Origin of the sequence: Chitinophaga nivalis (assembly GCF_025989125.1) — a bacterium.
GTDB classification, from domain to species: Bacteria; Bacteroidota; Bacteroidia; order Chitinophagales; family Chitinophagaceae; genus Chitinophaga; species Chitinophaga nivalis.
On sequence record NZ_JAPDNR010000001.1, the window covers coordinates 2,665,363 to 2,678,761 of the forward strand.

9 protein-coding genes are annotated in these 13,399 nt (G+C 42.8%); 1 reads left to right on the top strand and 8 read right to left on the bottom strand.

Annotated elements, in window-relative coordinates; all coding sequences use genetic code 11:
• Positions 1-71: 71 nt before the first annotated feature.
• Positions 72-1,625 carry a S41 family peptidase gene (locus tag OL444_RS10940; protein ID WP_264733168.1) on the top strand — a complete coding sequence of 518 codons (1,554 nt, stop codon included), beginning with the start codon at positions 72-74 and terminating at the stop codon, positions 1,623-1,625.
• A gap of 164 nt (positions 1,626-1,789) precedes the next feature.
• On the opposite strand, the gene OL444_RS10945 is transcribed toward OL444_RS10940, so the two are convergent.
• The 8 genes from OL444_RS10945 to OL444_RS10980 all read right to left on the bottom strand — a co-directional run bounded on the left by OL444_RS10945 (position 1,790) and on the right by OL444_RS10980 (position 12,857).
• Positions 1,790-2,620: a hypothetical protein gene (locus OL444_RS10945; protein WP_264733167.1), complete on the bottom strand. Its 831-nt coding sequence runs from the start codon at positions 2,618-2,620 to the stop codon at positions 1,790-1,792.
• Positions 2,621-3,451: 831 nt separating this feature from the next.
• On the bottom strand, positions 3,452-3,982 hold the full coding sequence (locus OL444_RS10950; protein ID WP_264733166.1) for a hypothetical protein: 531 nt from the start codon (positions 3,980-3,982) through the stop codon (positions 3,452-3,454).
• Between the two features lie 406 nt (positions 3,983-4,388).
• Positions 4,389-5,651, bottom strand: coding sequence for a M57 family metalloprotease (locus OL444_RS10955; protein ID WP_264733165.1), 1,263 nt, complete (start codon positions 5,649-5,651; stop codon positions 4,389-4,391).
• A 305-nt stretch (positions 5,652-5,956) separates the two neighbouring features.
• On the bottom strand, positions 5,957-6,118 hold the full coding sequence (locus OL444_RS10960; RefSeq protein WP_264733164.1) for a class I lanthipeptide: 162 nt from the start codon (positions 6,116-6,118) through the stop codon (positions 5,957-5,959).
• A gap of 125 nt (positions 6,119-6,243) precedes the next feature.
• Entirely contained in the window at positions 6,244-6,438 is a 195-nt protein-coding gene (locus OL444_RS10965; RefSeq protein ID WP_264733163.1) for a class I lanthipeptide, read from the bottom strand.
• Between the two features lie 246 nt (positions 6,439-6,684).
• Entirely contained in the window at positions 6,685-10,092 is a 3,408-nt protein-coding gene (locus tag OL444_RS10970) for a T9SS type A sorting domain-containing protein (RefSeq protein ID WP_264733162.1), read from the bottom strand.
• Between the two features lie 367 nt (positions 10,093-10,459).
• A complete protein-coding gene (locus OL444_RS10975; RefSeq protein WP_264733161.1) occupies positions 10,460-11,542 on the bottom strand; it encodes a Shedu immune nuclease family protein in 1,083 nt (360 codons plus the stop codon).
• Positions 11,543-12,089: 547 nt separating this feature from the next.
• The gene (locus OL444_RS10980) at positions 12,090-12,857 is read right to left on the bottom strand and encodes a hypothetical protein (RefSeq protein WP_264733160.1); all 768 of its coding nucleotides are present in this window, start codon (positions 12,855-12,857) and stop codon (positions 12,090-12,092) included.
• Positions 12,858-13,399: the final 542 nt, after the last annotated feature.

Consider the following 13,399-nt stretch of genomic DNA (forward strand, 5'->3'; position numbering starts at 1 on the left):
CGGTACAATGTGGAAACTTGGATTAATCAATAGGTTTTGTAAATTTAGCACCTGACACACTTTAGAACCACATGAAAAAAGTACTGTTTTTGCTTTTATTTGCGCATCAGGTAAATGCGCAATCAACCAAACCTGCCAGCCTTCAGCCACCACAACAATCCGACAGTCTGTCCATCGTTAACCGACAGCTTGCTCCCGGCGAGATGAAGAAAGACCTGCAGTTATTCCTGGATATCCGGAAAAAAGCCAACTCCGGTTTGTACCGCTACCGCTCTGTAAAACAGATCGACAGCATCTATCAGTGGGCGTTCAACCAGGTTCGTCAACCTATGTCTACGACAGACTTCTTCAAGGTTATTGTACAGTTAACGGATTTTGAAGGTAGCTGCCATAACTATACAGAACCTGGCGGCGACCTGGTGAAGTATTTCAACCGGCAACGGTCCTTCTTTCCTTTTGCCCTGAAATATGTGGAAGGGAATATCATCTTTAACAGCAAGACCCCGCAGATTCCGGTGGGTGCACGCATCGTGAGCATCAATGGGGTAGCGGATAAGGCGCTGATGTCTTCCTTTTACAAATACCTGACTGCCGATGGTTATACCACCACACAAAAGTGGTCGAACAGCGTAAACACCAGTTATGGTATCCGGTACCTGTATGAGTACGGACTCAAAGATAGTTACACGATCCGGTTTATAGCTCCGGGCGCTACCGAGCCACAAACGGTAACGATACCGGCGGTATCACTGGAAGAACGTAAAGCTAATCTGGCGTTGCGCTATAGCGCGCCTGTAGATAGTCTGATTGATTATAACGTACAGCCGAAATACAGCTTTAAAATGGCCAATCCGGCAACAGGCTTATTAAATCTGCGGATATTCACCATGGCGGATGATGCCAATGATCCTGCATTTCCGGTATATGTAAAGTTTATCGACAGTGTATTCCAGGTACTCAGCACAAACAATATTCCCAACCTGATTCTGGATATCCGCGGTAATCCCGGTGGTAGCGACCCTACCTTCGAGCAACCGATGATGTACCTGACAGATGCCAGCTTCAAGGAAAATACACTGGCCTATACCATCTTTGGTAACGGCATTCCCTATGAAAAATATTTCTGGGGTGTATCTACATCTGAAAGGATGGATTCTGCCGCAAAAGTGGCTGGAAAGGCAATGCTGCAGGATTATTTCCCGGTATTCCGTAACGGCAGGAATATACAGGACAGCAAACACAATCCGGTGTATTTACCCAAGCAACCCCGTTTTAAAGGCAAGCTGTATTTACTCATTGATGAAAACGTAGCCTCGGCGGCTTCACACCTGGCGTCTCTCGTAAAAGCCTATGCCAATAATGTGACGATTGTTGGCGTGGAAACCGTTGGCGGATATTATTATCACAACGGGCATATGGGACTGATCTATGAATTACCGTATTCCAAAATAAAAACCAAGTTCTCCATTGTACATGTGGAGCAGGATGCACCGCTAAAACCGGATCAGCCGGAGGGCAGAGGGATTATTCCACACCATACGGTATGGACTTCCTTCAATGATTTTATGCAACAACGGGATACCCAGATGGAATATGTGCATAAACTGATCGGTGGGCAATTCTAAACTACGTTGCTTATTACTGGAAAAAATAACTGATCAAATAAAAGACGGTACGCCAGTGAGTGTACCGTCTTTTATTTTGTGTCGATGTATAATCTGCTCACTACACCTGAAATTTGAAAGGATACATTAAGGGGTATATATTATATTGAATTAAACGGCTCTTATCAGGATAAAAGCTTTTTTCTTTCCTCCAGCGTTGTGATACAGGTCTGCAACGCTGTTAACCAGGATGCACTGACTTCCCTGTTGCTATCTGCTGTCTTATTTATCTTTTTCAACAGCGGGAGAAAGGTAATGTCTTCATATGTAACGATGGCTTCAAATAATAAACTACCAAAATTATCTGCAGCCAGTTCCTGATGCAGTATGGCTTTAAGGCGGATATCTTTCTGCGTGGCCAATCCGGCAATAGCCTCAAATCTGGTATCCTGATCTTTATCATGAATCCTGTTCCATAAAGCAGCTGTTATCTCCCTGGTATGGCTTGTTATCTGGCTGCTCAAGCCAAAAGTAGCCCAGCTCCTTATGGCAGCAACTTTGTCTGTGGATAAGGTGATTAACAGCCTGATAGCAACTTTATGTTGTACGTGTAGTATAGCAGATACAACGGCTTGTCGGACTTGACGATAGGGATTGTCTTTAAATAAGGCGATGGTCGCTAATTGAGGGGTATTTAGTTGCTGGTTATTGTGTCCGATGGCATACAAGATAGCCGATAGCAATTTTGGCTGCGTTACTGTTGGTAATAAATCAAAGCATAGTTTGATGGTTTCCTGGTAAAAGGGTCTGGGAGGTAGCCCTAGCTGAGCGAGGATATCAATGGCGATCTTTTTTTCCTTGTCGTTGCCGGATATGGCCAGTTGATGGCATCTGACAAATATTTCCCGGTTGGCACGACTACGGAGTTCACGAATGTTGTCCCAATATGTTTTATCGGATGTGTTGTTTAAAAGGCGAAAATAGATTTTATCTGTTGGCCAGTTTTGTCTGCTCATGGCTAGGGCATTGAATGTTCATGATTACACCTGCTCACATGCAAACGCATGCAATCATAAAGATAACATACTGGAAATGACTTAAGCGGCTACTCAAAATAATTTTGAATAGCCGCTTAACTATGAAGTGACAGATCACGAATTAGCGTGATGTATGCTTATATCTTTGCATAGCTGATTGTATGCCTTTACTATCATTTTCCTGACAAGGAAAACAATAAGATGTAGGCTTATCACCAGCGGCGTACAGCTTTTTTTTCTGCCTGGTAACTTTTTGCAAACTCACATTCTCACAAACGGAATACACTGCGTAGAAAAACATCAGTGAAAATATGGTGTACCTGCTGGTATTTGCTCTGTTGACAACGGCATAGATAACAATGCCGGCCATACAAAACATCATCCTGCTGATCATGGCTCCATATACCCGAAGTAAAAATCCACTATTGCTTTCTGCTTGTACACCTTTCAGACTCATATTGTAGGTAAACGCTGAAAGTGAAGCTAGTGCAAGATTTCCGAAGAGTAATACGTTGTGGTGTACTCCATTGTCCAACATCCATGACTTCGATAATAATAATATGGCGTTCAATAAAATGAAAAGGCCAATAACTCTAAAGTAAAACCTATCCCACATTTCTGTTCTATCGTTGTTAAATTCGGCCGCAAAATTAAGGCTTAAATTAATAACGACAAAATGATCAATATTAAAAAAATATGAATAAGAAATAATGAGATATGGCTGTAATGCGCTATAGTGTGGGTGATCCAGCCGTTTTGCTGCACAGACGCGACTAGATGGTCTGTTATTATTTTTTTACAACACGCATTTTAATTTGGAGAAGTAATACCGTTAATAAGCCAGCTGTTATTGTCTTTTACCAGTTTATAAATCAACTTATACCCGGGAATATTTTTAAAACGCAGCGTGATCGTAGCATTATTGCCGGTTATCGTCGGTGTGGTGGTTTGCAGGGCTGCCAGTATGTCCTTGTTATCCGGCGGATCCTGACTCAGCGTGTATTCGTCATGATCCCGGTTGCTGGCATAGCCTTCTTTTTTAATATCTTTTTCCAGTTGCTGGTAATATTTTTCTTTTTCTAATAAGTAAGCAGGAGAAAACAGCCCCGTATTTTTCAGGTGGTTCAAATACTTGCTGATAGCTGGTTTGTTCAATTTTAGGATATCCATACCGTCTACTTCTTTGAAGCACTGATCTTCTTTATTGATCATATCTGTAGGGGTACCCAATAAAACAAACAATTTCTTCACGGTGGAAGCCGGGCTATTTTGCTGGGCAGATAAGGATTGGAAAGCAAACAACATTAAAAAGAAGATGCTCCGGAGAAAAGTTGATTTCATATTTTTTATAATGGATTTTATTTTTTATTAAAGCGATAAGCGCGAAATAGTAGTCCGGGAAATTGAAAACAGCTGCCATAAGTGCCCCGACCAAAATATTTGCATGTTTTATGGTTAAACTTATCAACCTAATCTTTTTCTAAGGAAAAAATCAGCACAATCGATCAGTGGAGGTAGTAATAAGTAAATATTTATTTTGATAATTTATTAGTTAGTTAAATAATTCAGGCGTCAATATTACTACTTATATTAAAATTTATGTACGCACTTTCGGCATCAGACAGATAGGATGGGGTGCATCAACCGGCAGGTAGCTGCCATAGCTGATGGTACCACAAGCAAAAGCCCTTTAAACAACGGCGTGTTTAAAGGGCTTGTTATTTTCCGGTCCGTATAGTCATAAAGGTTAGAGCTTTTCAATATACCATCGCTGGTTAGCACCGCCCCACCAGCCATATTGCCATACCGGGGCTGTATCATTCATAGAAAGATCGGAGACATCCACTACTTTTCCGCTGTTGCGGTTTACCAGGGCATAGGTACCATCGGCATTGCGGAGCAGGCGCCATTGCTGGCTCAATCCGTTCAGCCATTCCCATTGATGTATGAGCGCTGTTGGTTCCTGGGATGCGCTGGTAACATCCAGCACTTTCCCACTGTGCAGTGCCATCACCCGGTAATAACCGCTCCCCAGGTAGGTAAGGTACCATTTCTGGTTGTTGCCGTTCAACCAGCCATATTGCCACACTTTAGCGCCATTGTCCAGTGAAATACCAGATACGTCCAGTACTTTGCCACTGTTTTTATTCACCAGCTTGTAAAGGCCGTCTGGTAGAGGATTCAGCACCCTGCTGCCATACAGGTAATCAAGAGCACTGGCATCGTTGCCATTAAATGTACGATTGACTCCTGCTCCAATACAGGCCAGCATCCAGCTGTTAGCTTCAGCCGTAGCCGGTGAGCCATCGATCTGAACGACGCCTGCAGTGGTAGGTCCTTCATTGCCTCCGATACCACAACTGATGGAAATGTTGTAATAATCGGTATGACGGAAGCCAATGGTATGTCCGATCTCATGTGCAATAACGGTTGCGAGATAATCATGATTGGGATTGCTGCCCAGGGCATTGGCATCTGCATTCAGCAGAATAGGGCTGGCAGGATTACCGTTGCTGTCGGGAAAACCGGCGGAGCGATACAGTACGCCTGCTCCGAGGCTGGAATGCCGGATTTCTACCTGACCGCCGCTTGCGACACGGGAAAAGCTGAGTTGAAGCCCCAGGGCATTATACCTCGCTATAGCAGCATCTGTTGCGGTGCTGTATATCTGTGGAAGTCCGGAAACAGAAATCGTAATTGTACGGGGCAGACCGGTAATCACGTTAGCAGTACGGTATTGTTCTGCATGGGCAACTTTCATCACCGGGGAAGCAATACGTTGGTTCAATATTTCTTCCGACAAAAAAATATCTCCTTCCACCACATATCCACCGGCCACTTTTTGGGCATCCTTTGTACTAAAGCCCTGTGATTTTATTTTAGCAAGTGTTGAGGCATCGATCTCTGTGTTGGCCACAGGCATAGGTTTATCTTCCTTCTTACAGGATTGTACCACTGCGAAATTACCGAGTACAGCAACGCAGAGTAACATTTTTAGTAAATGATTCATAAAGGGATTGTTGTTTAAAACATGATTGAAACAGATCGTACAGCCGCGCTAATTGCGATGGTTTCAGCGGTACGTTTTAGTTAGCATATGTGGACCGGGTAACATTACAAATATAATAGGGCCAGCTGTGCAGGTACTACAGTGGGAATAGCTTTAGGGTTGAGCTATCTGATTTGCGTGGGAAATAGTAGTAGAAAAGGATAAAGGCGTTAAAAATGTTTGAATGAACGCTCCTGCTGTATGTAAAAACGACGGTATCCTGTAACAGGATACCGTCGTTCTATAAAGTGTGTGTGACGCGTTGATTAATAACAAACAAAACAACGGGTACTTTCAGTGATCTCTGTAGTAGGGTTTTCGATAACGGTGCCTATTTTTCCGCCTTTAACCACTATTTTTTCAGTGTTGTTCAGATCAGCGATTTGGAATTTAGCCAGGTTGAGTTTTTTAGGTTGTTTCTTTTTCATGTAAATAGAAATTTGGAGGTAAAAAAAATGTCCTGGGATACGTGCTCACAGGTTAAGATAGTGCCTTCTGGAAATGCAGGTCCATTGGTGTAAGGACCTGTCACTTAAAAAAAGGTCATACGTGCTTAGTGACAGATGTTAAAACTCTCAGCCGGACAAACATAGCAAAAGGTCTGTTGGGTGGGGTCGGTGCTGGTAAAGGGATCTATGATTGTTTTAGTAATTTTCAGACCGCCGTTCAGTGTTGCCTGATCTGCAGCGTTGAGGTTTGCAATCTGGATTTTGCTCAGCACGAGTTTTTTGTTCAGTTTCTTTTTCATAACTATTAGATTTTAGCTGTTATAGCCTTTGAATTTAGGTGAAAAAGTGAGAGGCAGGCATCACGTAAAAACGTGATTTTTTATCATGATAGGTAGAGTCGCAGTACTTTTATTTATACCACGCCAAAAAAATGATGTCTCAACAGTAACGTTGAGACATCATTTTTTATTGGGAAAAAAATTATTCCATATCAGGTAATGCTGTTCCCTCCTGATTGAAACCCATCACGCATCGATCTATTAAGCTTACTGCATCCGCGTGAACCATTGGGTGACGGTTGTTCCTGCACGTTGTATGCTCAGTAGATAAGTACCTGCTTGCAAACGTTGTATATCCAGGTGCAGCGCGCCGCCAGCTGTCGCTGTTGCCTTTTGCTCCTGTAACTTCCGGCCTTGCAGGTCATAGACCTGTAACAACACAGGGCCGTTATGATTACCTATTTGTACATATAAGCTGGTAGTCGCAGGATTAGGATATAAACGTACACCGGTTACCTGGGTAGATTGCTTTGCATCAGAGGTGGCTACTCCTGCACTGCTGCTGTTGTCAATACTGCGCAGACTAGCCAGGTCACTGATTACAAATGGATCTGATATCAGGGTACATCCGCCAGGACCCGTTATCCGCACGGTATAGCTGCCATTTTGTGTGGGCTTGAACCGGTAAGTTGTGGCCCCCGGTATAACCGTATTATTTAACAACCATTGCGTAGTACCTGTACCGGAAGAATATAAGCTATCCGCAATACGGGTAATAACAGGCCGTGGGATGATAGTAACCCGTTTAGGTATGGAGGCTACCGTATTACAACCATCTGAATATTTTACAACATAAAGCCCGGTGCGGGTAGCTGTATAAGTTTGGGCAGTCGCACCTGCTATTAAGGTATCGTTCAGGTACCACTGATTGTTGGTGGCAAGCGTAGAACGCAATGATACCGTTCTGCCTTCACAGGTAGTGCTGTCGCTGAGTGCCACTATTTTTGGCTGGGGCAGGGTAATACTAATCTCATCAGCCCCCATAGCAGGATTGGCCTGCCGGGTATGGCCATCAAAGTCTTCTGTAATATTTGGTATAGGGGTACCTCCCAGCGTGTGGTTAACAGTTGTATTCTGCAGATGCAGGTCGCCCGTAGCTGGCTGTACAAAGTCAACCGCTACGCTCTTGGAGCAACCATCTTTCCCGCTGGTCAGCCGGTAGGTAGCAAGGTCCTGGGCGGTAGTACCCCAAAGCACGGGAGCGGCCGCGGTGCTATAAAGATCATTGAAGTTGGAAACATCCCAGCCGCTGGCAGGCGTGGCATTGGCGTTGATCAATACATAATGTCCTCCTGTACCACCCTGACGGGTATTGTGAAAGATATTATTCAGTAAAGACGTAGGGGTGCTCACGCCTGAAAGCCGATGAAAAGCAGCAGAAGCATTGCTACCCGTCGCATTTCCACTGATGGCCACTGTATTGTAATACAATTCGATACCGGTTGCATCCTGACTATTCCAGATACCGTATACGCTCAAATCAGCAGCGGAGAAACTGAACATGTTGTTCTGTAGTATAAAGTTCCCCTTACCAGTACTGCCACGTAGTATGGCCCCGGCTACTACGCCGGTTCCTCCGTTTGTTTTCTGGAAATCATATAACCGGTTGGCGGCAATAACAATATTCCCGCTGATAGTTTGAAAACAATTGATCCCGCTGATGTAGGCCGGTGATATATCCAAAGCAGTGCTACGTAACTGATAGATCTGATTCCGACTGATGCTGGCACCGGGTTTACCCGTAGACAACAAGGTAATCCCCTGTAATGCAGTAGAGGCAAATGAATTGGGGTTTCCACCGGCACACTCCAGTTGGTAAATGCGGTTGGAGTCGATTGCTTGTGAAACATTAAATGGTGCCGTTACCCGTATACCCGCTACTGTAGCGGTACTGATACGGCTTTTCGTATACAGGTCACTGATCTCATTATTACTGATACGAGAATTTATATAGGAAGTACTGTCATTGGCAGGTGGGTAGACGAATATACCGCTGACGTTACTGTTAGCCGCATCGATATTTGTAGCATGCAGCTGTTGTATACGGTTATCGATAAAGGTGTTGAAGGCGGTGTTATCCAGTTTGGCCAGCTGGGTGCAGGCAATACCATTCACCTCCACAAGGCCACGTCCGTTATTGTAAAGATGCCGCACCAGGTTCCGCTGTAATACAAACTGGTTAGGAGGATACCCCACGGTGGTGATGGGGGCAGTATGTTGCAGGGAGATACCGTTAATTGTTCCGTTTACCACTTGTAGCCGCATGCTGTTGGGGAGGTCTCCTCCAATCACGTTATCCGATAGCTCCAGCTGAGGTACCGCACTGTGGATGCCAAATAATGTCACGCCGCTGGCCCTCGCCCCGGTTACCAAAATACCGCCGATCCGGTTATGCTGAATTGTGGTGACAGCTCCCTGGTTATTCCAGGTAGACTCTATCCCGCCAATTTTAGCACGCGATACAGAATCTGTATAATTGATACTAATAGCACCCGTATCTGTAAGCGAACCGATGGTGTTACCCAATATCGTACCGATGTAGGCCCGGTTGGCATTTACTTTTATTCCCTGGAACTCAGATAAATTGGTGGCCGCTGGCACCTGGATATTGGTGATAACATTGTCATCTATTGTCACCGGTTCATGCGGCGTTAAATTATTGATGACAATAGCATTGAACTTTGCTAAGTATCCTGTATAGGTAGCAGGTGTGCCACCGGCGAAAGGTGCGGTGCCGCCCATGTAATTACCGGTGATCACGTGCCCGCCTCCCTGTAATACATATATAAATTGTTGGGCAATAGCTGAGAAGGATCCCAAATAAGGTTTGGTCAGGTAAAAACTATTACCGGTGATGGAGGTAAACTCATTGCCACTCTCCAGAAAAACAGATCCTGTCATCATTGTAGCGGTATTGGCACTTACAATGTCATGAATCAGATTGTTGCTGATCTGGTTGTACATGTTGGGAATCGTAGCGGGGCTGGTTAATAAGAGTCCCTGACTAAATTCCTTACCGGGGATAGGGCCTATATCATTGTTGTCGATTATATTAAACGAGTTGCCGGCCGTGTTATTGGCACCTCCAATAATAATAATAGCAGCTGTAAACTTGCTGGCGGGCCCAGGTAGGGATGCTGCCTGTCCGGTCACCCAGCTGATGTTGTTATCCTGTGCACCATTTGCCAGTCGTAACACCGACACATTAGTTCCCGAGGTAGCTGCAGCCGTGTTCCGGATCGTGAGGCTGCGACTATCGCCTGTTCCGCCTATCCGGCCATCGATCTTAACATTATGTGTGCCATTTAATTCGATCAATGGTCCGGCTACGGCGCCACTGATCATGACAGTGGCCGTTGGCTGGATATTCACCTGCGTATAGTCGGAGAGTCCACCGCTGGCATTCAGCCGGGCAGTAGCCGGTTCCACGATGGAGCTGTTGATCAGTACATTGACCACTCCTTTGTGTTCCCCATTATTAATCGCCTGAAAGGCCGCACCCAGGGTGGGGTAGGTGATACCGGACGAACCACTGCTGGCAGTCACGAGTACCTGTCCTTTCAGCAAAGATGCGCTACTGAATAAGAACAATAAAAGCAAGTAAAGTTTTTTCATAGAGATTGAGATTATAGGGTGGTAGAATAAAGTTTGGCAAGGCGACATTGACGTCGCTGATAGGTGATCGTTGTTTACGGGTTGATAGGTACAGGATATTATTCAATCGAAACAAATATCGCATAGCCAGACTGATATAGGAACGCAGTGAGATTTGCATCGCTTTAGAAAATCGTCTGATAAGAAATCTGCTTTCTTCGTAAAAATGTATATACTTAAAAATATAAAAATTGGGGTAAAATTCCCCGATTTTTATGCTTTACACAGTTTATGAGATGGTGTAATAGACCATATACAGTCTCATATTGATGTTCGATTGTAAATGGGAGTTTGGTGCCATATTTAATTTAATAAACCGATATATACTTTAGCTTCGTCTCAATTTGCGCAGATAGGAATCCCATGATTCCAGGTTAATAGGAAGACTAGAGTAGCGTTCGAAGTCATGTCTCATACTGCTTTCTTTTAGATCATCCACTGTCCTTCCGCCGATAATGATACAATGAAAATTGACATCTTTGTTGGGGTCTACTTGAGTAGTTGGCTCTGGACCGGGAAAAGCATTAAAGAGGTTTTGTCCGGAAATCACCCTCTCTCTGATTTGGTGTACATGTTCTTTAAATACCAGTGGATAACGGTGGATAAACCCTATTCTTTCTCTGATCTGGCTTGCTGCTGTGTCTATATTGGCATTAAACTTCTGATAGCCAGACTGGTTGACTATATTGAAATCGGCCCCTTTCACTTCAATCAGTATCACCGTCATCCATGAAACTCCCGTGAAAATAGCAAAGTCCACAAAACCTTTGTCAACAGGGAACTCCGAGAAGCAGATATAGTTATAAGACGGGGAGGCGTAAGCCTCTGCAAGCAACGACAGGTCTTTTTTTATTAGGGACTGTATTTGGCGTTCGCTGGCACCTGTATTGATAAGCTCTTGTAATTCTGATTTACGGACCATATTATCTTCTATGGTAAGCTGTCGCACCAGCTTTGCAGAATCTACATAGGAAAACTCCATGAGTGGGTCTATTTGTACCCTCATAGTTTCTATTTCAGTCATCAAGATCTCGTTCTTTCTAGTGATGTTTTTCAGCTCTCCTTCATTAGTTGAGAGTAATTCGAGTACTTCATCATGCTTCATGTCATTCCGAACAAGAGCCTTTTTTTTATCGAACGTCACTAGGCTAAAGCGATGATCGGTACAAGAACCATATGGCTCCAGGTGTTGTAGGATTATGCTTTCTTTAGGGATAACCAATTTGGCAATCAATTCTTTTACAAGCACCTCTATTAGGTACACAACAGAACCAGAAGGATTTAGATTTCCCAAATCAGTTATTAATGCGATAACAATCTGTTTCTCCCAGTTAACAAAGGTCCTTACTCTGCATAACCCATCTCTGTAATGCCATCCTGTGAACCTGAAAATTCGATCACTTGCCTTCATAAGTTTACTGATGTTTTCCTAATAATATTTGAAATTACCCTGTATTAAGTTAAGTAGTAATTAACTTAATACAGGATTAACCTATTTATTTGGAAGTAAAATATTCTGTTATGGAGTGTACATCCTTCAAAACGCTCATTCTAAATCCTAATTCTTATATTAAGCAAAAGTTGCATAAATGTCTATCTGGTTTTCCTAAATAGATATTTTGTTTAACTTCTATACCTGGCTTAATTTCCTTCACAGCTACGGGATTTCTCATACAGCTTCTAAAGTTTTTATTCGTTTCTATTTTGCCTGTATAAAAAAACATTTTCAGTTTCAATTTTATTTAAGATCTCTCTTCCTTGGGTCGTTCGTCCTGGCTTTGCGGGAAGCATCAAAAAAAATGGACCATGCCCATTAGAAGCTTGGACATGATCCTAAATCAGTTTTTAACTATTTTTGATAAAAGAGTGAGAATCTAACTTCTAATTTTATCTCCGATTTTTAAGTTTACACACTTATTAAAATAGTCCCTACGTTATCATTCCGACATCTTCTATAATTATGCTTTACTATACGAAACGGCAATAATTATTGGACAGACTTTGAAGCTACCTGACAGCAATTGGGCTTTAGCTTTGTCGTATTCAAATTTTGCTGCGGCGGATAAGGATTTGTACCCTGCATTCAGTTCAATTTTATCGAGTACATCCCTAATTATATTTACTGTTGTAGTGCCACTCAATGAAACATAGCTTATGCCCAAAGCATAGTACCAATTTCCTTTGCTCTTTTCTTTGCTCTTAATGTTTGAAATGCACATATTTTTATACTTCATAATAAATGCATTCTTCAATCCAATGGTATGAAAGTCCAATGAAATGTCTTGACGAATTCTCCTTTGTACAGCTTCTCCCAATACCAAATTGACGTCAATTTTTAAGACAGAATCTATCTTAACAATATTTCGCATCAATTCCATAATATCTGCGGTCACCTTAATCTTATAGCTACTCTTTGTGGTATCTTCAATATGGGCTGTAAATGGATGCTCGTTGATTGGATAAATATCTGATTCAGTTGGTCTTGCTAATTCACAGAACATTGGATCACGGTATTCCTTAAAAACTACTCCCAATGCTGTTGTAATATCGCCATCGAATGGTAAATTATCCATGTAAGAATTATACTGGCCGAGGCGGGGTAAACAATTATCCCCACAGAGATCTTTGGTTTTTATCTTTCCAAAATACGGAAGCAAGATGCTCTGGCTAAAACCGTTTACAGTTATTGGTAGTAGGAGTACGATAAGTAAAAGTTTACGTTTCATGATTTTGATTTTGGTTGAATTTTTTGAAATAGTTATGGCAAAATAGGAAAATAATATTAAACAAAACCACGTATAAGTACGCAAAAGGAAGCAGTTGTTAAAGACCCAAGATCAAGGATTGCAAATGTAAATACAACAAACTCTCAGTCTGGCTGAGATACATTGGTTAGTTAATCTTTTTGCAATACCATTGCCTTCCGCGTATAGCCGTGCTTTTCAAATGGGTGAATCCAGATTGGTTTTTCCCGAAGTCCATTCCCATATCTTTGCCATCTAAAGAAACCACCCGTTTCCTCTCCAACCATAAATCCTTAACTACGTACCACTATAGTAAACCAGTTAGAATCGAGGCCTTCGATTGGACTCTTTGTCTCATATCAGGGGAATCTCCCGAATTCATCAAGCTGCTGCGAAGCTGAAACTGTAACTTTCTAAACTCTGAAAATACAAATACTGATTGGTATTTATCTTATTTCGGCGGTGCATGCCGTTTGGAGGGAGAATAAAACATCTGGCTATTCCATGAGGGGTGCCATATAATG